Genomic DNA, 20,880 nt, shown 5'->3' on the forward strand with positions numbered 1-20,880 from the left:
GCGAGAGCTTAGTTGAAACCGAGCTTTCCCAGTGCTTTGGGATCGCGCTGCCACTCCTTCAGTACCTTGACCCGCAGCGACAGGTAAATACGCCGGCCGAGCAGCGCTTCGATCTCCTTGCGTGCTCTCTCGCCCACGTCGCGGAGGCGCGACCCGCGGTGTCCGATGATGATGCCCTTCTGGCTATCGCGCTCCACGTACAGGTTTGCGTAGATCTCCAGAAGTCCGTCTTCGCGCTCTTCGCGGTCTTCGACGGTCGCTGCCAGCGAGTGCGGCAGCTCGTCGCGCACGCCCTCGAGCGCCGCCTCGCGAATCAGCTCGGCGATACGGTCGTCTTCTCCTTCGTCGGTCGTCTGCTCTTCCTCGTACAGCGGAGGCGACACCGGCATGAGTTCGAGCAGCACGTCGGTCAACACGTCGAGCTGATCATTCGTCACTGACGAGATCGGCACCACCGCGTCCCATTCGCGGAGCTCACCGAGGCGCGTGAGCTGATCGATGATCTCGCCGTTCGACGCCTCGTCGACTTTGGTGAGTACGGCGACTTTCTTCGCACGGGGGAAATCGTTGAGGCGATCATTGATGAACTTGTCGCCGGGGCCGAGCTTCTCGGTTGCGGGGACGCAGAACCCGATGACGTCGACATCGCCGAGTGTCGCTTCGACCAGCGCGTTCAGACGCTCACCGAGCAGGGTGCGCGGACGGTGAATCCCCGGAGTGTCCACGATGATGAGCTGGCCATGCGCGTGATGCGCAATACCTCGGATCGCCCGCCGCGTCGTTTGCGGCTTCGGGCTCGTGATGGCGATCTTCTCCCCGACGAGGGCATTGGTCAGCGTCGATTTTCCGACGTTCGGGCGCCCCACGAACGAGACGAATCCTGCCCGGAACTCCGGCGAATCCACCGTGGTCTCCTCTGGCTGCTCGGTCATAGTTCTTCCTCTCCGTCGACCTGCCCGACCCAGCGCGCTTCGACAGTGCGCAACCGCTGTCTCCGTCTTTCCGTGTCGGCGGCCGTGAGCTCAATTCCTGCAATAGTGACGGTATCGCCGCGCTCAGGCAAGCGACCCAGGGTTTTCGCAACCAATCCGCCGACGGTCTCGACCTCGTCGTCCTCCAGTTCGATGCCGAAGAGCTCACCGAGTTCGTCGACCGATAGGCGCGCTGCGACGAGGAATGAGCCGTCGTCGCGAGTGATGATCTCGGGAACATCTCGATCATGCTCGTCCGAGATGTCGCCGAGCAGTTCCTCAATCAGGTCTTCCAGGGTGACGAGCCCGGAGATGCCGCCGTACTCATCGACGGTGAGCGCAAGATGATTGGACTCCTGTTGCATCTGCCGCAGCAGCCGGTCGGCGCGCTGCACTTCGGGCACGAAGATCGCGGGTTTCGTGATGCGTGTGATTGGAGCCTGCTCGGCTTCTTCGGGCCGGCGGAGCATGAACCCGCTCGCATCTCGGAGATAAGCGATGCCGACCACGTCATCGACGTCGCCGTCGATGACCGGCACGCGCGAATGCCGCGCCGCGAGCAGCTGCTCGAGAGCTTCACGAACGGTCTGATCCGCATCGACCGTCACCATGTCGATACGGGGCACCATCACCTCGCGCACCAACGTGTCGCCGAATTCGACGAGCGAGTGAATGTAATCGCGATCGTCGTCTTCGAGCACGGCCTGCTCAGCGGCCTGATCGACCATCGAGAGCAGCTGCTGCTCGTCGCGAATGCGCCGATTCGTGCCGCGCCCGGGAGTCACTCGATCACCGAAGTGCACGAGACCCGTGGCGATCGGGCCGAGAATGACGCGCAGTCCGCGCAGCAATGGGGCCGCGAAACGAATGACGGCGTCGGGGTGGTGCGATCCCACCGTGCGCGGGCTCGACCCCACCAGTACGAAGGTCACCGCGGTCATAACCAGGGTGGCGAGCACCAGCTCAAGCCACAGCTGCTCAAGCGAGTATGCGAGCACCAGTGTGATGAGCACGGCCGACAGTGTTTCGGCGAACACGCGCGCGAATCCGAGCGCATTCGCATGTCGCGCCTCGTCTTCCGCGATCGCACGAATCGCAGCGCCGGTGCGCGGTGATTCTTCGGCAAGCGCGAGCAGTTCGGCCTTGGAACGCACCCCGAGCGCGGCGTCAGTCGCAGCGAGCAGACCGCCGACTGCCAGCAGCACCGCCGCAGCTGCGAGAAAGAGCAGTGCGAGCGGCAGACTCATCGAGAGCGCTCGTGCATGGCGAAGGAGAGCAGCAGATCGCGCTGCAGCCCGAACATCTCCGCCTCCTCCTCCGGGTTCGCATGGTCGAACCCGAGCAGGTGCAGCATGCCGTGGGTGAGCAGCACGGAGATCTCCTGGGGCAGATCATGCCCCGCCGCGTCTGCCTGCGCCTCGGCAACCTGCGGGCAGATCACGATGTCTCCGAGGAGGCCGGCGGGAGTCTGCGCGTCGGACCGCCCCGGGCGAAGCTCGTCCATGGGGAAGCTGAGCACGTCGGTCGGCCCCGGCTCGTCCATCCATTGCACGTGCAGGCGCTCGATGGACCCCTCGTCGACGAGCATGACGCCCACCTCGGTATCGGGGTGCACGTGCAGGGACTCGAGCACGAATGCGGCAAGGCGCTGCATGCGCCCGACCTCGACGTCGATCCCTGACTCGTTATTGATCTCGACGCTCACTGGGCGCCTCCGTTCTGGTGCTGCTGGGCCGACTGATCGTATGCGCTGTAGGCGTCGACGATGCGACTGACGAGATTGTGCCGCACGATGTCGTCAGAGCCGAGTTCGGCGAAGTGGATGTCTTCGACTCCGCGGAGAATGCGGTTGACGACGCGCAAACCGCTCGCCGCGATCGGCAGGTCGACCTGCGTGACGTCGCCCGTGACCACCATCTTCGAGCCGTAGCCGAGACGCGTCAAGAACATCTTCATCTGCTCGGGGGTCGTGTTCTGCGCCTCATCGAGAATGACGAAGGACTCGTTGAGCGTGCGGCCGCGCATGTAGGCGAGCGGCGCCACCTCGATCGTGCCGCTCGCGAGGAGCTTGGGCACCACGTCGGCATCCATCATTGAACCGATCGCATCGAAAAGCGGCCGGAGATACGGGTCAATCTTGTCTTCGAGCGTGCCTGGGAGATACCCCAAACGCTCACCGGCTTCGACTGCGGGTCGCGTCAGAATGATCTTCGCGACCTCGCGGCGCTGCAGCGCCTGCACGGCCTTCGCCATGGCGAGGTAGGTCTTCCCCGTTCCGGCAGGCCCGATGCCGAACACGATGGTGTGCTGATCGATGGCGTCGACGTAAGCGCGCTGCCCACGGGTCTGGGCGCGCACGGCATGCCCGCGCACCGACAGAATCGGTTCGCTGAGCACCTGCGCAGCCGTCGGCCCCTGACCGTCGTGCACCATGCGTGTCACCTCCTGCACGTCGCGGCGCGACACCGCACCACTGCGACGTGCCAATTCGAGTATTTCGTTGACGACTTGCTCGGCGGCACGCACCGCGCCAGACGGCCCGTGCAGCGTGAGCACCTGGTCGCGCGCATGGAATCGCACATCGGGGTGCTGCGCCTCCAAGTCAGAGATCAGCTGGTCGCGATGCCCGAGGAACGACGCGAGGTCGACTCCGGCGAGCAGGATGGTGCGCTGCAGCTCAGGATCAGGCGTCACCGAGTGAACGCTCCTCGAGGTCGCCCGCGAGCACGTGCGCGTGGACGTGGAACACGGTCTGACCCGCGGTCGCACCGTTGTTGAAGATGAGGCGGAACTCACCGTTGGCGCGCTCGTCGGCGAGCCGCTTCGCGACCGCGACCATCTCCGCGAGGGTTTCGGGCTCGGCCGCCGCGAGCTCCACAACATTCTCGTACGCCGTGGTCTTCGGGATCACGAGAATGTGTACCGGTGCCTGCGGGTTGATGTCGGGGAACGCGATGACGCGCGCGGTCTCCGCGAGGATCTCGACCGGGATCTCGCCGGACACGATCTTACCGAACACGGTGTCTACTGCCATGCGTCCAGTCTAGACGCTGCCGGGAGGCGCCGCCCCGTCGTGCCAGCGGTACTCGACCTGCGGTCGGCCGCGCGCGCCGTAGCGTGGCTCGCGCACCAGGCGGTCGGCGTCTGCGAGGTACTCCAGATAGCGTCGGCTCACCTCGCGCGAGATTCCGAGCCCGGCGGCGACTTCACTCGCCGTGCTCGGGCCGCGATCGCGCACCACACGGGTGACCGACTCGAGGGTGGCCGCGGCGATCCCCTTCGGCAGGGTGCTCACGGGCGTGGTTCGCAGCGATGCGAGCATCGCATCGACTTCGTGCTGTGTTGCGTCGCCGGTGGTCTGATGCGACCTGCGGTGGTACTCCCGGAACGCTTCGATTCGCTCGCGGAACATCGCGAACGTGTAGGGCTTGATCAAATACTGCACCGCCCCCAGTGCCACCATCTCGCGCACCACGTCGACGTCACGCACACCGCTCACCGCGATGACGTCGGTGCGCACGCCGCGTGCGCGTGCGTGCCGCAGCACCTCGAGGCCCGTCCCATCCGGCATCGTCACATCGAGCAGCACGAGGTCGGCGGCCAGTGCGGGGTCGGTGACGGCGCGCGCCGCCGAACGCGCATCGCGGCACTCGGCCGCCACCGTGAACCCACCCACGCGCTGCAGATGGGCGCGGTGCAGTTCGAGCGTGAGGGGATCGTCATCGACGAGGATGACGCGGATGGCGGCAGATGATCCGGAAGTTTCGGAAGCGATATGTGTCACGGCGCCACCTCAGCGGACACGGTCGGAACGTTGCTGGCGGGCACGACCGCGGTGAACCGCGTCGGCGCGCTCGACACTGCCACGTCTCCCCCAACGTTCGTGACGAGTCGGGACACGAGCGCGAGCCCGACCCCGCGTTCCTCCGGAACCGCACCCATCGCGGTCGTCTTGGTCGAGACGCCCCAGTCGAACACGCGCTCGAGCAGCGCCGGATCGATGCCGTCGCCCGAATCCGAGACGGTCACGCGCAGCCCGCCCTCCATCGTCCACACGATTTCGAGACAGACGCTCCTCGGCCGCGCCGCGCCGGACGCGGCAGCGTCGATGGCGTTGTCAAGAAGATTGCCGATGACGGTGACCAGGTCCATGGTTGACAGCGCGATCGTTTCCACGAGCTGTGCGTCTCCGGGCGCGAGGTCGATGTCGGCGTCGAGTTCCACGCCGCGTTCGGCCGCCTGCGCTGTCTTGCCCAGGATCAGCGCGCTCACGATCGGGTCGAGCGCGGCCGGCGCGGTCACACGATCGACGAGCTCCTGACTGCGCCGCGACGTGTCGGCAAGCATCTCGATCGCGTCAGAGGTACGACCGAGTTCGAGCAGCGCGATCGCGGTGTGCAATCGGTTGGCGTGCTCGTGGGTCTGAGCGCGCAGCGACTCGCTCAGCGTGCGGAGCGACTCGTGCGAGACGAGCGCCTCGTGCACCGCCGACGCAGACAGGTCGCCCGTGATGCGCCGCGTCGCCAGCCGTCCGAGTAACGCGGCGAGCACTCCTAGTGCGACGAACACGGCACTCACCCCGAACACGAGCGGCAGATCCTGCACGATCTCACCGCCGATCGACTCGACGGTGATGCCGACCGACACCCAGCCCAGCACACGGTCGGGAGCCGTCGAATCGCCCACCGAGACCACGGGGGCGATCGTGCGCACGGAGGGGCCCAGCGTGCCGGTCCATCGTTCGGAGAGCACCGTGGGGGTGGCGGGGATCGTGCCGCGATAGTGCTGGCCGATCTCGCTCGCGTCCGGGTGCGTGAACCGGATGCCCTGCGCGTCCATCACCGTGACATAGCTCACGCCGGCCTCACGGCTCAGACGCGAGACCAGCGCGCGGAGCTCCTCGGCGGGTTCCGAATCGATCCCCTCGCCCAAAGCCGTGGCGGTCGTGGGAGATGCGGCGAGAGCGAGCGAGAGCGCGTGCGTCGTGCGCTCGGCCTCGCCGTACTCCGCGCGGCGGCTGTCCCAGACCAGGAGCGCCGTAACCGCGACCGTGACGACGAGCACGGCGGCGGAGAGCACAAGGAACACCCGGGACGTCGCGCTGCGCGCCGTTCGCGGTACCGCCTTCGCTGCCATGCGGAACATTGTGGCACGGACCAGGCCCGGCTCGAACGCTCCAATCGCACCCCGCCGGGGTCCGATAAGCCCGAAATGCGCTCGTCATCTTCGCGCCGCTTAGCGTGTTGAACGCGACGGCACCGAGCGCTTCTCGATCACCGCCGCATTGCACATGGACAACGGCGTTCTCAGGAGGAACTTCATGGTCATCCCGGCCCCCGCGCGGCATTCCCGCTCGAACGAAGCACACGACCCACGCCCGGCCCGGCGGCGTCGGTGGGACAAGCACACCTGGCTGTACGTCTCCGTGATCATCGCAGTCGTGCTCGGCGCCGCGGTCGGCTTGGTGGCACCCGACTTCGCCGTTGCCCTTGAGCCGCTCGGCAAGGCCTTCGTCGGTCTCATCAAGATGATGATCGCACCGATCATCTTCTGCACGATCGTGATCGGCGTCGGGTCGATCGCGAAGGCGGCGACGGTCGGCAAGATCGGCGGCCTCGCCCTGGTCTACTTCATGGCCATGTCGACTCTTGCACTCGCCATCGGGTTGGTCGTCGGCAACGTCATCCACCCCGGCGCCGGCCTCGACATGCAGGGCGCCGAGTACGCCACCGAAGGCGCTGCAAGCGGCACGCACGAGTTCTTGCTCGGCATCATCCCGACAACCTTCTTCTCCGCCTTCACCGGCGAGAGTGTGCTGCAGGTGCTCTTCATCGCACTGTTGGCAGGCTTCGCGCTGCAAGGGCTCGGCGAGCGCGGCGCACCGATCATGGCGGGCATCAAGCACCTGCAGGCGCTGGTCTTCCGCATTCTCAGCATGATCCTGTGGATCGCGCCCGTCGGCGCCTTCGGGGCAATCGCAGCCGTGGTCGGCAAGACCGGCATCGCCGCGATCTGGAGCCTCGGCGTACTGATGATTGCGTTCTATCTCACCTGCATCGTGTTCATCGTCGGGGTGCTCGGCACGCTGCTCTACGCCGTCACCCGCGTCAACATCTTCAGCCTCATGAAGTACCTCGGCCGCGAGTACCTGCTGATCGTCGGCACGTCGTCATCGGAGTCGGCGCTCCCCCGCCTCATCGCCAAGATGGAGCACGTCGGGGTCTCGAAGCCCGTCGTCGGCATCACGGTGCCGACCGGCTACTCCTTCAACCTCGACGGCACCGCGATCTACCTCACCATGGCGTCGCTCTTCATCGCGACGGGCATGGGCGACCCCATGAATTTGAGCGAGCAGATCGGCCTCCTCGTCTTCATGATCATCGCATCGAAAGGTGCCGCCGGAGTCACCGGTGCGGGTCTCGCGACGCTCGCGGGTGGGCTGCAGGCCTACCGCCCCGAACTCGTCGACGGCGTCGGCGTGATCGTCGGCATCGACCGTTTCATGTCGGAGGGCCGCGCGCTGACCAACTTCACCGGCAACGCGGTGGCAACGCTGCTCATCGGGTCGTGGACGCGGCAGATCGACTCCGAGCGGGTGCGTCGCGTGCTCAGCGGCGCGCTCCCGTTCGACGAATCGATGCTCGCCGGCGACGGGCACGGCGCCGCGAACACGACATCGACCGCGCCGCAGCCGCAGCGTGCCGTCGCCGAACGGGTTCCCGCCGAGGTGAACTGAGCGTACTGGGCGCTGGCGGGCCGGGGACGAAGTGCCTCGGCCCTTACCAGCGCCCGAACGTCGTATTCAGCACGGCCATCGCAGCCGGACCCGCCGAAGAGGTGCGGAGCACGGTCGTGCCCAGCACGAGAACGTGTGCCCCCGCCGCTTCGAGCGCGTCGAGCTCGGCATCAGCAAACCCGCCTTCTGGGCCGACGACGAGTACGACGTCGTCGATCGCACTTGCACTGACCGCGGCGGATCGCCCCCACTCCGACAGTGTCAGCGCACCCCGCGGATGCAGCGCGATCACCGCGGAACGATCACTCCGTGCCAGGAGTTCGAGGTCGGACAGTGCGACGGGTTCGCCCACAACGGGAATCGCAGCCCGCATCGACTGCTTCGCCGCTTCACGCGCGATACGCTGCCACTTGGCGACACCCTTCGCGGTCTTCTCCGCACCACCCGCGCCGTCCCAGCGCGAAACGGAGCGGCTCGCCTGCCAGGGCACGATCGCGTCGACGCCGAACTCGGTCGACTGTTCGACAGCGCGCTCGTCGCGATCGCCCTTGGCGAGTGCCTGGACGAGCACCAGGCGAGGCCCGACGGCGGCGTCACCGCCCTCGGCGTGATCAATGCGCACGCTGAAGCGATCCTTCGCGACGTGCTCTGCGGTGCCGGCACCGATCGCACCGCGACCATTGCCCACGAGAATGCGCTCGCCGACGCGCAGCCGGCTCACGCGAACCGCGTGCCGCGCCTCCTCACCGGTGATCTCGACCAGCGCGCCCGGAGCGAACGCCGCATTGTCGAGATCTTCCCGGTAGTAGAGGTTCGCCATGCTCAGCCCTGGCGGAAGAAGCGGTCGCGAATCTTGCCGAAGAAGCCCTGGTGGAACTCCCCGAGATGCGGCTGCTCATCCTTGCGCAGCGCGGCGAGCTGGCGCACCAGATCTTTCTCTCGGTTCGACAGCTTGGTCGGCGTCGCGACCTGCACCGCAATCTTGAGGTCGCCGCGCGTCGTGCTGCGCAGCCCCTGGATGCCGCGCCCGCGCACCGTCAGCATGTCACCCGACTGGGTGCCGGCTTCGACCTCGACCTCGACCTCGCCGTCGAGCCCCGCGAGTTTCGCACTCGCGCCAAGAATCGCGTCAGTCATCGACAACTGCATCGTGCAGAGCAGATCGTTGCCGTCGCGGCTGAAGATATCGTGGTGCATCACGCGGAACTCGATGAAGAGGTCGCCATTGGGCCCACCGCCCGGGCCGACCTCGCCACCGCCACGCATCTGCAGGCGAGTGCCGGTATCGATGCCCGAGGGCACGTCGATCGGGAAGGTGCGGCGCTCGCGCACTCGCCCCTTGCCCGCGCACTCGACGCAGGGATGCTCGATGACCGTGCCATACCCCTGGCAGCTGCCGCACGGGTGCATCGTGACCACGTTGCCGAACAGCGAACGGACCTGACGCTGCACCTGACCCTGGCCACCGCACACATCGCAGGTGACGGGGTGCGTGCCGGGCTGGCAGCAGCTGCCCTGGCAGACGTTGCAGAGCACCGCCGTATTGACCGTGATCTCACGCTGGGTGCCGAAAATGACGTCTTCGAGCGAGACGTCCACGCGAATCATCGCATCGTCACCGCGCTCCGAACGCGAGCGCGGGCCGCGCTGACCGCCGCCGAAACCGCCCCCGAAGAACGTCTCGAAGATATCGCCGAAGCCCGCCGCACCGCCCTGGCCGCCGCCCATGTCATAGCGCTGACGCTGCTCGGGGTCGCTGAGCACGTCGTACGCGTGCGTCACGTCTTTGAACTTCTCTGCCGCGTCTTCGCTCGGATTCACATCCGGGTGCAGCTGGCGCGCCAAACGCCGGTAGGCCTTTTTGATCTCTTCGGGGGTCGCCTCGCGGGTGACTCCGAGGGTCTCGTAGTGATCGGCCACGCTGTTGTACTCCTAGGGGTTGGTGGTGGAAAGTGCTGGTCGGATGAGGCGGCGGATTACCGCTCTTCACCCAGGAATCGGTTGAGGTATCGGGCGACCGCGCGCACCGTCGAAATGTTGCCGGCATAATCCATGCGCAGCGGGCCGAGCACGCCGAGCTTCGACACGGCGATGCCCTCTTCGTACGTGGACGCGATAATCGAGGTCTCAGACAACCCGTACGGCTCGTTTTCGCGCCCGATCGACGCAGAAACCTCTCTGCCTTCGTGCGCGAGTTCGCCGAAGAGTCGCAGCAGGGTCACCTGCTCTTCGATCGCCTCCAGCACCACCGGCAACGATCCGGCGAATTCGCCGTCGGGGCGCGACAGATTGGCTGCGCCGGCGACGGCGATGCGGTCGTTGCGATTGGCCTGGAGCTGGTCGGAGACGACGGTCAGTACGCGCCGCACGAGGTCGATTTCGTCGGGTTGCGCCCAGGTCTCGATATCTGCTTCGAGTTCTGCGACGGCCGCGGCTGCAGATTCGACGTCGATGCCGACCGCCGCTTCAGCGATCCGCTGGCGCAGGCCGTGCACCCAGGCCTCGGTGACGCGCGAAGCCGGCAACCAAGCGACCTGCTGCTCGACGACCCCGCTGCCGAGAATCAGCACGCTCAGCACGCGATCTTCACCGAGCGCCACGAGATCGATGTGCCGTACCGCGGTGCGACGCAACGACGGGTACTGCGCCACGGCGACCTGATTGGTGAGCTGCGAGAGCAGACGCACGGTGCGGGCCATAACGTCGTCGAGGTCTGAAGAATCACCGAGGAACCGCTCGATCGCCGTGCGCTGAGCGACCGTCAACGGGCGAATGCGAGCCAGAGTGTCGACATAGAGCCGGTACCCCTTGTCTGTGGGGACACGACCTGACGACGTGTGCGGCTGCGCGATCAGCTCGTCTTCTTCGAGCAGCGCCATATCGTTGCGGATCGTCGCCGCAGACACCCCGAAGCTGTGGCGATCAACGATCGCCTTCGAGCCCACGGGTTCGTTCGAGGAGACGTAGTCGTTGACGATCGCGTGCAGTACAGCAAGGCTGCGCTCGGAAACCATTGCCCCTCCTGACGCCGAATCGTGGATGCGGGCCACGCGCACGGGCGCTGGCACTCGCATATTCCGAGTGCTAAGCCTACCGTAGTCCGACGATCAGGCGGCATTCGGAGCGGCGGCTCCGTGTTCGCCTGCGGCGAGATCTGAGGCGTGAGCTCGATGCACGTCAGCTGCCGAGCAGCCGGTGCACGACGGTATCCGCGAGCAACCGACCGCGCAGGGTCGGGATCACCCGGCCACCGATCGCGGCTCGCCCGTCGATGAGGCCGTCGGCGATGAGCTGCGGAATCGCCCGGCGCTCCTCCGCCGTCAACACCTCCGCAGGCAGGCCCTCGGCGATCCGGGTTTCGAGCAGAATGCGTTCTTCACGGCGTGACGCATCGATGAGGGTCTCGCGCGAGTGCGCCGGGGAGACGCCCGCCGCCATGCGTTGCGCATAGGCACCCGGGTGCTTGACGTTCCACCATCGAACGCCGCCGACGTGGCTGTGGGCGCCTGGACCCGCAGCCCACCAGTCTTCGCCCGTCCAGTACGAGAGATTGTGCCGGGAGCGGGTCTCCGGGGTGCGCGACCAATTGCTGATCTCGTACCACGAGAAGCCAGCCGCAGCGAAGCGCGCATCGGCGAGCTCGTACATCTCGGCGTGCAGGTCCTCGTCGGGTTCCGCCACCTCGCCACGTCGAATCTGCGCTGCGAGTTTGGTGCCGCGCTCGATGATCAACGCGTACGCCGAAATGTGATCGGGAGCGCACGCGAGTGCGGCGTCGATCGAGCGTTCCCAGTCGGCAAGGCTTTCGCCTGGCGTGCCGTAGATGAGGTCGACACTGACCTGGAGGCCCGCGTCACGAGCCCATTGGGTGACGAGCGGCACGCGCTCGGGCGAGTGGGTGCGGTCGAGTGTGGCGAGCACGTGCGGCACGGCCGACTGCATGCCGAAACTCACGCGGGTGAAGCCGGCCTCAGCGAGCGTGCGCAGGTACGCGGCGTCAACGGAATCCGGGTTCGCTTCCGTCGTCACTTCGGCTCCCTGCGCCAGCCCCCACTCCTCGCGGATGCGGCCGAGCATGGTCGCAAGGTCGCTCGCCGGCAGCAGCGTCGGCGTGCCACCTCCGAAGAACACGGTCGAAACCGGGCGTTCAGGCAGACCCGCGTCGCGGAGCACCGACGCCCCCAAAGCGAGCTCCTGGCCGACTTGGGATGCGTAATCGTCACGGGTCGTGCCGCCGAGCTCGCTCGCGGTATAGGTGTTGAAGTCGCAGTACCCGCAGCGAACACGGCAGTACGGGACGTGCACGTAGACGCCGAAGTTTCGGTGTTCGGCCCCGATAGCGACGCTCGCAGGAAGCGAGCCGTCTTCGGGAGCCGGATCACCCTCGGGGAGCGCGCTCGGCACGGCGGATCACCGACGGCTGCTCGGACGACGCTGATGCGTGGTCGACACGGGCACTTCGGAGGTGGAGGAGTCGTCGCCTACAGTCGCGACCGGTTCAGTCACCGGGCTGGGTTGGGGTGAATCTGCGGGCGCTGCAGATGCTTCGGGCTCACGCGAGTCTTCTGGCAGTGGTGACACTTCTGTCACGGGCAAAGCTTCTGTCTTGGGCGATGCGTCGGGCTCGGGCGATGCATCGGGCTCATCTGAGGCTTCCGGCTCGGCAGATGCTTCCGGCTCGGCAGGCTCTTCGGGCTCAGCGAACGAGACCGTCTCCTCCTCCACGATCAGTTCTGATGCCGCACTTGGCTCGGACGGCTCATCGGACGCGGGAGTCTCGCCTGACTCTTCGAACTCCGGTTCGAGCACTTCAGGTGCCTCCGGCGACGATTCGACACTCTCGACGACGTCGGCAGCATCGCCGTCGACAGTGATGGCGGCAGGTTTCTCATCGTCTGCCGCCCCCAAGTTGGGTGCAGGTTGTGCGCCCGGGGCGAGGCTCGCGAGCTGCGATTTCACGGCGTCGAGCGCGATGCGCACGTCGGCACGCCCCTTGAGGCCCAGCAGCCCGCTCTTCGGGGCAGCGACGAATCCGCGGGCGACTGCCCACACGGTGTCGTCGGGACGGAATTCAATCGCGAAGCGTTGCTCGCCTACGGCGCCCTGATCGTCTCGGGTGCCCCACGCGAAACCGACGCATCGTTCGTCATCGATGGTGTAGATCACGAGTATGCCTCGCGGGTCTTGGCCATCTGCGTGCAGCGTCGCTGTTGTTCCGGCGACGATGAACGGTTCGCCGTCGGGCCCGAAGTGCTCTTCGAGCTCACCCGCGGCTTCAGGGATGCCGTCACCCGAGAACGACGGGCCGGCGTATTCCGCGCCCGAGCCGCGCACGATGTCGGTGACGCGCACGCCCGAACCGCGTTGCGCGCCCCAGGTCATGAGCAGACTCGATGCGAGCAGGAAGCGCTCCTGTCCGCTGCCGAGACGCAGTTCTTCCTCGTACGAGGTCATGCCTTCCGGCGGAAATTTGACGATATCGGGTTGCTTCGACGCGCCGACAGCGGCATACGTCAACGGCATCTCGACGTGGCTGCTGCGGCGCGGGGGCTGCTCCTTGCTCATCGCTTGGCGCCTTCCTTGCCCTCCACATCTCCGGAGAGCGCTGCGATGAAGGCTTCTTGGGGAACTTCGACGCGCCCCACCATCTTCATGCGCTTCTTGCCCTCTTTCTGCTTCTCGAGCAGTTTGCGCTTGCGGCTGATGTCGCCGCCGTAGCACTTCGCGAGCACGTCCTTGCGAATCGCGCGGATCGTCTCGCGAGCGATCACTCGCGCGCCAATCGCTGCCTGAATCGGCACCTCGAACTGCTGGCGCGGGATGAGCTTGCGGAGTCGCTCCGCCATCATCGTGCCGTAGCTGTAGGCATTGTCGCGGTGCACGATCGCGCTGAAGGCGTCGACCGTGTCTCCCTGCAGCAGGATGTCGACCTTTACGAGGTCGGCTTCCTGATCACCCATGGGTTCGTAGTCGAGGCTTGCATAGCCCTGCGTACGACTCTTCAGGTGGTCGAAGAAGTCGAAGACGATCTCGCCGAGCGGAATGCTGTAGCGGAGCTCCACGCGCTCCCCCAGGTATTCCATGCCGAGCAAGCTGCCGCGGCGGCTCTGGCAGAGCTCCATGATGGCGCCGACGTAGTCTTTCGGCGCCAGGATCGCCGTCTTCACGACGGGCTCGCGCACGTTGCGGATTTTGCCGTCGGGGTACTCCGACGGGTTCGTCACCGTCACCTCAGTGCCGTCTTCCTTCGTGACCTGGTAGACGACGCTCGGCGCGGTGGCGATGAGGTCGAGGTCGAACTCGCGGCGCAGGCGCTCGGAGATGATCTCGAGGTGGAGCAGGCCTAGGAAGCCGCAGCGGAAGCCGAAGCCGAGCGCGACTGACGTCTCGGGTTCGTATTGGAGTGCTGCGTCTTCGAGCTTCAACTTGTCGAGCGCCTCACGCAGCACCGGGTAATCGGAGCCATCGAGCGGGTACAGACCCGAGAACACCATGGGCTTCGGGTCGGTGTAGCCGGGCAGCACCTCGGTCGCCGGGTTGCGCTTTGCGGTGACGGTGTCGCCGACCTTCGAGAGCCGCACATCTTTCACACCGGTGATCAGATAGCCGACCTCGCCGACGGCAAGCCCCTGCGTCGGTCGCATCTCGGGCGCCGACACGCCGATCTCGAGCGCCTCGTGGTCGTACCCGGTCGACATCATCTGGATCTTTTCGCGCGGCGACAGATTGCCATCGATCATGCGCACGTAGGTGACGACGCCGCGGTACGGGTCGTATACCGAGTCGAAGATCATCGCTCGCGGGGCGGCATCGGCCACGCCCACGGGCGCGGGGATGCGCTCAACCACGCGATCGAGGAGCTCTTCCACGCCGGCACCGGTCTTGCCCGACACCTTCAAAATGTCGTCGGGATCGCCACCGATCAGATCAGCGATCTCGCGCGACACGCGCTCGGGGTCGGCAGCCGGGAGGTCGATCTTGTTCAGGACCGGGATGATTTCGAGGTCATTCTCCATCGCGAGGTAGAGGTTCGCGAGCGTCTGCGCCTCAATGCCCTGCGCGGCGTCGACCAGCAGGATCGCCCCCTCGCACGCGGCGAGCGAGCGCGACACCTCGTAGCTGAAGTCGACGTGCCCCGGGGTGTCGATCATGTTGAGAGCGAAGTCACCCGCATCGGTTGCCCAGTGCATGCGCACCGCCTGCGACTTGATCGTGATGCCGCGCTCGCGCTCGATATCCATCTTGTCGAGGTACTGCGCGCGCATTTCACGGTCGGGCACCGTTCCGGTGACCTGCAGCATTCGGTCGGCAAGCGTCGACTTGCCGTGATCGATGTGCGCGATGATGCAGAAGTTGCGGATCTTCGCGGGGTCGGTCGACGCCGGTGCCGGGGGGTTCAAGCTGCGTGGAGACATTGTTCGCAATTATCGCACGCGCAGGCGCCGGATCGCGCGCGTGCCGACTTCTGGTCGTTCTGGAGCATCAGAAGGGTTCACCCGGGTAGGGCCCTCTGAACGCATCGCCATCCGATTGTTCTCCATCCTCATCGTCACCCGGCGACCTTTTCGCCGACGCAGCCCCCTCAGCGGAGCGCGCGAATCTCACGCGGCCCGGAGGCCGGTCTGCGTATGCACGACCGGCGGGACTCGTCCAGTGCAGCACACCGTCGCCGCCCTGCCGCACGCGCCAATCGGAGTGGTGTTTCAGCACGTGGTGACCACGGCACAGGTGGGCGAGGTTGTCGGTGGCAGTCGCGCCCCCGAGCGCCGCGTCGACCGTGTGGTCGAGGTCGCACCGCGCGACGGGGACGCGGCATCCGGGAAAGCGGCAGTGCTGATCGCGTGCTCCCAGCCGACGGCGCATGCTCGCGCTCGGGCGGTACCGGTCAACGCTGAGCACGTCGGCGGTCTGGGGCTGCGTCACGACGCGTTGCCACACGGGTGAGGAGGCCGCGAGTGCGCGGATGCCCTGCAGCGGTACCGGGCCCGCACCGACGAGCTCGGCCACCGGTGCGCTATTGCCCGATCGTGGCGCGTGCAGCGCCTCCCAGGGCACGATGACCTGCACGCGGGCATCGATGGCGCGTTCGCCGGCCCGATTGCCGTCGGGGTGTCGCGCAACACGCAGCCCCGCCTCGCTGCCTCCCAACACCAAGTCACACAGTACGTCGGCTCGCACCTGGTCACGCATTCGAGTCGTCGACACTGGATCCACCTCGCGAGCGATGCGCGTCAACCGGTCGTGGATCGCGAAGGCTTCGATGGTCGGCAGTACCGCTGTCAGCTCGGACATTCCATCGGCTCCCGCGGTCACGACAACGCGGCGCTGGCGCACGGCCTCCTCGTGTCGCTCATCGAGGGTGCGCTCTGCATACTCCTCGGCGAGTCTGCGTGCGATTGGCCGCAGTCGGTTGGCCGTCTCGACGCGCGCGTGCACGAGCACTTCGCGTTCGTAAGCCGCGCGGCGCGCCACTACGGTCGAGGCATCGCCCGCCCCAATCACGAGGCCGGAATCCACGATGACTCGCGCATGCGTCGCCGTGATCTCGCCGCTCGCGAGTGCCGAGTGCGCGCTGCGATAGTGACGGCGCAGCGTATACGCCGCATCCATGCGCGCCTCGGCGGCGCGCTCGCTCGTTCCGAGCAGGAGTGCAGCCTCCGCACGCAGTGACCGGTACTCCAACTCGGTACTCCGCCCTTCCCCGGGTTCGGTGGCGAGCTCGACCGCCGCACCGAGAAACTCGCTCCGCGCCGCATCGAGGGCCCGTTGCACGCCTTCGAGGTGCTCCACCCAGGTCAGCAACTCATCGACTCGCGCACGCCGAGCCGCACCGGCTGCGGAAAATGAAGCCGACAGAGCCGACAGAGCTCCTGCGGCCGCACCAGTCACAGCCAACTCGCCGCCTGTTGCGGGGTACTCACCGGTGCCGGGGGTCATGCTTCCATCTCACCAGGGACCACCGACATTCTTGACACGACAGCAATACCGGGCATCACGTCCCGAGTTCTGCTAGACTCGACTCTTGGCTTGCGTGTGGTCATCACCACACCACCCGTAAGGTGCCCTCTCTCACCGTGCGGATCAAACCCGTCAACTGGATTTCAAAGGACACATCTCAACGTGGCAAACATTAAGTCGCAGCTCAAGCGCATCAAGACCAACCTCAAGGCGACCGAGCGGAACCGTGCGTACAAGAGCGAGCTCCGCACCGTCGTGCGCGCGACCCGCACCGCTATCGCCGTTGGCGACAAGGCAGCTGCCGAGGCAAAGCTGAAGGTTGCAAGCCGCAAGCTGGACAAGGCCGTCTCCAAGGGCGTCATCCACAAGAACCAGGCTGCGAACCGCAAGTCGAGCCTGGCTGCTCAGGTCGCAGCGCTCTAACGCTCACTGCGCAGCAGTATTGAGGGCCCCGCTTCTGCGGGGCCCTCTTTCGTTTGCCCACACTGTTCCAGCGGTCGCTAACGTGGCGCGCGACGAGGTCGCGCTTCGAGCGGGCCACCGCATTTCAGCGCGACGACGCCCGCCCGCGCTTCGCGACGAAGAGCAGGTACTTCTCAAGCGCGTACTCGGGGTCACGGCTGCCACCCTTCAGCAGCCACTCGGTTTCCGCGGCCAGATCGATGGCCCGCGCGAGATCCTCCTCGCGCCACCCCCGCACCTCGCGCAATGCGCGGTCGACCTGCCACGGGGCCATGCCGAGCTCCTTCGCCATTTGGCCGCCGGATCCCGCGGCTCCGTACACCCGAGCCATCGCGCGTACCTTGATATTCAATGCCGCGAGCATCGGAATCGGATCGGTGCCGGTCGAAAACGCCTGACGCAGCAGCACGAGCGCGTCGGCAGCGCGCCCCGCTGTCGCGGCGTCTGCCACGCGGAAGGCGTTCGTCTCCACGCGCCCTTCGGTAGCGCGGGTGACCTGATCTTCGTCGATGCGCGTGCCCACGTCAGAGACGAGTTGAGTGATCGCGCCCGCGAGCTCACCGATTCCGCCTGAGTACGCCGCAGCGAGCTGGCGCACGGCGCCCGGAGTCGCCTGCGCGCCGGCCCGACGGAACTCGGCTTGCACGAACGCCAGGCGGTCCTGATCCTTCTTCATTTCAGGGCAGACCACCTCGATGCCGGCCCCCGCGCCACCACGCACCAGATCGAGCAGCGCTTTTCCGCGCTGCCCGCCAGAGTGTCGCAACACGAGCGTCGTGTCGTCTGCGGGCTCGACCACGTAACGCTTCGCATCTTCGAGGAACGCGTCGGAGCACTTCTCAACGCCGTCGACCCGAATGAGCCGGGGCTCGGCAAAGAGCGACGGACTGGCGATGGTGAAGAGCTCACCTGCCGTGTACGAAGCGGCATCGACATCGTGTACTTCGAGGTCGGTGTGCGCATCGACGAGGGCAGACTTGATCGCCTGGCCGGCGCGGTCGGCGAGAAAGGCCTCGGGACCCGAAATGAGCACGACAGAAGCCGGTCGTGCCTCGCTCCAGTCCAGCTGCTGAATCTTCGCCTTCGCAGAACCCGCCCGGGTTGCCGCTTTCCGTGCCTGTGCCACCTCACCAGCCTACCGGCGCGCTCCGACATCGAGGCGCGTGCGGCCGTCCGTCCCGGTAGAGCGCCGATGTCATTTTCCCCGCTCCACCCAGGTGCGCAGCGCCCCCGCACGCCCGCTCAGCGCGATGGACCCGAGCTGATCCGTGCGCAGCGCTCGCGTTCCCGCCCGCGCCAGCCCGTCGAGCGCTGAGACCGTCGGATGACCGTACGAGTTGTCTGCCCCGACCGAGATCAATCCGACTTCGGCGTGCACGCGCGCAAACAGCGCTGGATCGAGGTCAGACGAGCCGTGATGCGCGACTTTCATGACGTCTGCCTCGAGCGCCGCGCCTGACCGTTCGAGTGCAAGCTGTTCAGTCTCCCCGGTATCGGCGAGGAGGAGCACGGTGAGTCCACCGGCGTCAACCCGCAGCACCTGGCTGGCCGCGTTCGTATCAGCGGGCACGATATCCGGGGCAGGCGCAAGCACTTCCCAGCGCAGGTCGCCCAGTGCACCGCGCACGCCAGCAACCCCGGCTGTCACGGGCACGCCGGCCTCCGAGAGCGTCGAGACGACCGGCCTCGCGCCCCCATCCTCACGATTGTTCGGCGCCACCAAAGCGCGATCGACACGATCGATGATGGCTGGGAGGGCACCGACATGGTCGCGATCGTCATGAGACAGGACGAGGATCGCCACACGCCCGATGCCGAAACGATCGAGGCATGCGGTCAGCAAATCAGCGTCATCGCCCGTGTCGACCATCATGACCGCGTCAGGTGCGGCGGGGTCGCGCAGCATCAATGCGTCACCCTGCCCCACGTCGCAGGCCACCACGCTCCAGTCTCCGGGAGTGCCGATCTGATCGGCCGTCGGCACGATCAACGTTGGGCCGAGGAACACTCCGGCAGCCGCAGCCGAGAGCGCGGCGAGCCAGACCCGTATCTTGGTCGGACGCGGACGCACCTCGCCCCAGGGGTCGGGCCCGCTCGCCAGCGAGGAGCGGGATTCGGCGCAGGCTTCTCGACCCACCTCGCCTGCGCTGCGACTCCCCCGAGCACTCAGGCCTTGCAACCGGCCTCTTCGCTCTCCCGGGCGATCGCGCAGAATCCACCACACGATCAGCACCAGCGCCTCGACCGCTCCGAGCAGCAGCGCGCCGCTCCATCCACCTGGCCAGAGCCAGCGCGCGGCCGGAAGCGCTGCGGTCACCGCAGCGGTCGCTTCGATCCATCGCGCCGCAATCGCCGCGCCCCACACGCACACCGCCGCCGCTGAGCTCGAGACTGGTGCTGTGAGCATAGCCAGCAACCCGAGTCCCGTCCCCCACGGTGCGGCTGGCGCGGCAAGCACGTTCGCGACCAAGCCGGCAGCAGGAAAGCCATCTTGCACCAGCAGCAAGAGCGGACCGCAGGCGAACTGTGCGGCGATCGCCACCGCAACAGGGAGGCGCACCCACTGCGGCACCGCGAACATTCGACCAATCGCTCGCGAGATGCCGGGTGCCCAGAGCAGGATACCCGCGGTGGCCGTGACCGAGAGCGCGAAACCGGGTTGCAGCGCCTGCCAGGGGTCAGCGATCAGCAGGGTGAGAATTGCGAGCGCCAGACAGGGAAGCGCCGAGGCGCGCTTTCCGCCGTACCCTGAGACCAGCACGACCGCGGCCATCACCGCTGCCCGCTGCAGGCTCGCATCGGGCCCGACCACACCGACGAAGCCGAGGAGTGCCACCGCCGAACCGATGATTCGCCCCCGCCGCCCGACACCGAGTCTCGCGACGACCGAGGCCATGGCCGATACGACCAGCGCGCAATTGGCGCCGGACACTGCGACGAGGTGGGTCAATGAACTCTGCTGCATGTCGGCGTTCAGCTGCTCTGAGACCAGGGACGTATCGCCGACCGCAAACCCCGGCACGAGCGATGCCCCGGGTACGCCCGCTGACAGATCGCGCAATCCCCCGCGCAGATGCGTCGCCCACCGGCTGAGGGCCGCCTGTGCTCGATGCACCGTATTCGCCCCATCGGGGTCGCTCCTCATCTCGGCCTCCGACACGCGCACACCGTACGCGGCCGATGATCCGGGTTCGAGCACCACCAGTCGGCCCTGCACTTGAAGCCGAGAGCCCGGGGCCCACTGCTCCACCCCTTTCGGGTCGTCGAACCACAGCACCACCGGCACCGACCCGCCGCGACTCAGCGCTGCAGCAGACACCCACCCGGCACGTCGTCCGTTGGCATCCGTGCCGAGCTTCGGAAACGCACGCAGCGTCACCTTGAGTTCGAGCGGTGAGCCGCGCTCGGCCGCACTGCGGAACCCCGGGTCTGCTCGGACAGCTTCGAGCACGTCCACTCGCGCGCCCAGTACCACGGCGAACCCGCACAGCAAGACTACGCAGGCGAGCACACGTCGCGCCGTCAACCAGCGAGTCAAGATGATCGCGATAGTGCCGGCCAGTGCCGCACCGATGGCGAGCCGGGCGCCAGTACCCGGGAGCACGATGCACACGGACACGATGGCCCAGATCACGAGTGCCGGGGCGAAGAGCCGCCAGATTCCCGGTGGCGCGCGCGTCGCGGAGACGAATTGGTCGGTCGCGGGCGCGGAGTCGCCGCTCACGGCTGAGGGATCATCACGCCCGGGTGCGG

At 66.8% G+C, this 20,880-nt stretch carries 18 protein-coding genes; 2 read left to right on the forward strand and 16 right to left on the reverse strand.

Annotated features, from left to right (window positions below; translation table 11 throughout):
- Positions 1 to 8: 8 nt before the first annotated feature.
- The 7 genes from era to CH42_RS10920 are packed head-to-tail and all read right to left on the reverse strand — an operon-like array spanning position 9 to position 6,107.
- On the reverse strand, positions 9 to 932 hold the full coding sequence (gene era, locus CH42_RS10890; protein ID WP_053353179.1) for a GTPase Era: 924 nt from the start codon (positions 930 to 932) through the stop codon (positions 9 to 11).
- A complete protein-coding gene (locus tag CH42_RS10895) occupies positions 929 to 2,218 on the reverse strand; it encodes a hemolysin family protein (protein WP_053353180.1) in 1,290 nt (429 codons plus the stop codon). Before CH42_RS10895 ends, era begins: the two co-directional genes overlap by 4 nt.
- The gene (gene ybeY, locus CH42_RS10900; protein WP_053353181.1) at positions 2,215 to 2,676 is read right to left on the reverse strand and encodes an rRNA maturation RNase YbeY; all 462 of its coding nucleotides are present in this window, start codon (positions 2,674 to 2,676) and stop codon (positions 2,215 to 2,217) included. The genes CH42_RS10895 and ybeY overlap by 4 nt, the downstream gene beginning before the upstream one ends.
- Complete coding sequence (locus CH42_RS10905) at positions 2,673 to 3,665, reverse strand: PhoH family protein (protein WP_053353182.1); 993 nt, start codon at positions 3,663 to 3,665, stop codon at positions 2,673 to 2,675. Before CH42_RS10905 ends, ybeY begins: the two co-directional genes overlap by 4 nt.
- Entirely contained in the window at positions 3,655 to 4,005 is a 351-nt protein-coding gene (locus tag CH42_RS10910; RefSeq protein WP_053353183.1) for an HIT domain-containing protein, read from the reverse strand. Before CH42_RS10910 ends, CH42_RS10905 begins: the two co-directional genes overlap by 11 nt.
- 9 nt (positions 4,006 to 4,014) lie before the next feature.
- Positions 4,015 to 4,755: a response regulator gene (locus CH42_RS10915; RefSeq protein WP_239684021.1), complete on the reverse strand. Its 741-nt coding sequence runs from the start codon at positions 4,753 to 4,755 to the stop codon at positions 4,015 to 4,017.
- Entirely contained in the window at positions 4,752 to 6,107 is a 1,356-nt protein-coding gene (locus CH42_RS10920) for a sensor histidine kinase (protein ID WP_075205372.1), read from the reverse strand. Before CH42_RS10920 ends, CH42_RS10915 begins: the two co-directional genes overlap by 4 nt.
- 184 nt (positions 6,108 to 6,291) lie before the next feature.
- On the opposite strand from CH42_RS10920, the gene CH42_RS10925 reads away from it, so the two are divergent.
- A complete protein-coding gene (locus CH42_RS10925) occupies positions 6,292 to 7,707 on the forward strand; it encodes a cation:dicarboxylate symporter family transporter (RefSeq protein ID WP_053353185.1) in 1,416 nt (471 codons plus the stop codon).
- 43 nt (positions 7,708 to 7,750) lie between these two features.
- Here the strand turns inward: CH42_RS10925 and CH42_RS10930 are convergent, their stop codons facing one another.
- The 7 genes from CH42_RS10930 to CH42_RS10960 all read right to left on the reverse strand — a co-directional run bounded on the left by CH42_RS10930 (position 7,751) and on the right by CH42_RS10960 (position 16,644).
- Complete coding sequence (locus CH42_RS10930; RefSeq protein WP_053353186.1) at positions 7,751 to 8,527, reverse strand: 16S rRNA (uracil(1498)-N(3))-methyltransferase; 777 nt, start codon at positions 8,525 to 8,527, stop codon at positions 7,751 to 7,753.
- Positions 8,528 to 8,529: 2 nt separating this feature from the next.
- Positions 8,530 to 9,627, reverse strand: a complete 1,098-nt coding sequence (dnaJ, locus tag CH42_RS10935) for a molecular chaperone DnaJ (RefSeq protein ID WP_053353187.1) — start codon at positions 9,625 to 9,627, stop codon at positions 8,530 to 8,532.
- Between the two features lie 56 nt (positions 9,628 to 9,683).
- On the reverse strand, positions 9,684 to 10,721 hold the full coding sequence (gene hrcA, locus CH42_RS10940; RefSeq protein ID WP_053353188.1) for a heat-inducible transcriptional repressor HrcA: 1,038 nt from the start codon (positions 10,719 to 10,721) through the stop codon (positions 9,684 to 9,686).
- Positions 10,722 to 10,884: 163 nt separating this feature from the next.
- Positions 10,885 to 12,111, reverse strand: coding sequence for a radical SAM family heme chaperone HemW (gene hemW / locus CH42_RS10945; RefSeq protein WP_053353189.1), 1,227 nt, complete (start codon positions 12,109 to 12,111; stop codon positions 10,885 to 10,887).
- 6 nt (positions 12,112 to 12,117) lie between these two features.
- Positions 12,118 to 13,272 (reverse strand): DUF1990 family protein, encoded by a 1,155-nt coding sequence (locus CH42_RS10950; protein WP_075205340.1) that lies wholly within the window; start codon positions 13,270 to 13,272, stop codon positions 12,118 to 12,120.
- Entirely contained in the window at positions 13,269 to 15,122 is a 1,854-nt protein-coding gene (lepA, locus tag CH42_RS10955) for a translation elongation factor 4 (RefSeq protein WP_053353190.1), read from the reverse strand. The genes CH42_RS10950 and lepA overlap by 4 nt, the downstream gene beginning before the upstream one ends.
- 67 nt (positions 15,123 to 15,189) lie before the next feature.
- Positions 15,190 to 16,644: an HNH endonuclease signature motif containing protein gene (locus CH42_RS10960; protein WP_053353191.1), complete on the reverse strand. Its 1,455-nt coding sequence runs from the start codon at positions 16,642 to 16,644 to the stop codon at positions 15,190 to 15,192.
- 183 nt (positions 16,645 to 16,827) lie between these two features.
- Between CH42_RS10960 and rpsT the strand changes: the two genes are divergently transcribed.
- A complete protein-coding gene (gene rpsT / locus CH42_RS10965) occupies positions 16,828 to 17,088 on the forward strand; it encodes a 30S ribosomal protein S20 (protein WP_053353192.1) in 261 nt (86 codons plus the stop codon).
- Between the two features lie 124 nt (positions 17,089 to 17,212).
- Here rpsT and holA read toward each other — a convergent pair whose 3' ends face one another.
- Together holA and CH42_RS10975 are read right to left on the reverse strand one after the other, a co-directional pair.
- Positions 17,213 to 18,253 carry a DNA polymerase III subunit delta gene (gene holA / locus CH42_RS10970; protein WP_053353193.1) on the reverse strand — a complete coding sequence of 347 codons (1,041 nt, stop codon included), beginning with the start codon at positions 18,251 to 18,253 and terminating at the stop codon, positions 17,213 to 17,215.
- A 69-nt stretch (positions 18,254 to 18,322) separates the two neighbouring features.
- On the reverse strand, positions 18,323 to 20,851 hold the full coding sequence (locus CH42_RS10975; RefSeq protein ID WP_239684022.1) for a ComEC/Rec2 family competence protein: 2,529 nt from the start codon (positions 20,849 to 20,851) through the stop codon (positions 18,323 to 18,325).
- Positions 20,852 to 20,880: the final 29 nt, after the last annotated feature.

The sequence above is a fragment of the Leucobacter musarum subsp. musarum genome (genome assembly GCF_001273845.1).
GTDB classification, from domain to species: Bacteria; Actinomycetota; Actinomycetes; order Actinomycetales; family Microbacteriaceae; genus Leucobacter; species Leucobacter musarum.

What these genes read in the sequence shown, in the direction of transcription:
- CH42_RS10920 (WP_075205372.1), bottom strand. Translation starts at nt 6,107, where the DNA reads ATGGCAGCGAAGGCGGTACCGCGAACGGCGCGCAGCGCGACGTCCCGG.
- CH42_RS10895 (WP_053353180.1), bottom strand. Translation starts at nt 2,218, where the DNA reads ATGAGTCTGCCGCTCGCACTGCTCTTTCTCGCAGCTGCGGCGGTGCTG.
- CH42_RS10950 (WP_075205340.1), bottom strand. Translation starts at nt 13,272, where the DNA reads ATGAGCAAGGAGCAGCCCCCGCGCCGCAGCAGCCACGTCGAGATGCCG.
- CH42_RS10925 (WP_053353185.1), top strand. Translation starts at nt 6,292, where the DNA reads ATGGTCATCCCGGCCCCCGCGCGGCATTCCCGCTCGAACGAAGCACAC.
- CH42_RS10930 (WP_053353186.1), bottom strand. Translation starts at nt 8,527, where the DNA reads ATGGCGAACCTCTACTACCGGGAAGATCTCGACAATGCGGCGTTCGCT.
- era (WP_053353179.1), bottom strand. Translation starts at nt 932, where the DNA reads ATGACCGAGCAGCCAGAGGAGACCACGGTGGATTCGCCGGAGTTCCGG.
- hrcA (WP_053353188.1), bottom strand. Translation starts at nt 10,721, where the DNA reads ATGGTTTCCGAGCGCAGCCTTGCTGTACTGCACGCGATCGTCAACGAC.
- CH42_RS10910 (WP_053353183.1), bottom strand. Translation starts at nt 4,005, where the DNA reads ATGGCAGTAGACACCGTGTTCGGTAAGATCGTGTCCGGCGAGATCCCG.
- CH42_RS10960 (WP_053353191.1), bottom strand. Translation starts at nt 16,644, where the DNA reads ATGACCCCCGGCACCGGTGAGTACCCCGCAACAGGCGGCGAGTTGGCT.
- lepA (WP_053353190.1), bottom strand. Translation starts at nt 15,122, where the DNA reads ATGTCTCCACGCAGCTTGAACCCCCCGGCACCGGCGTCGACCGACCCC.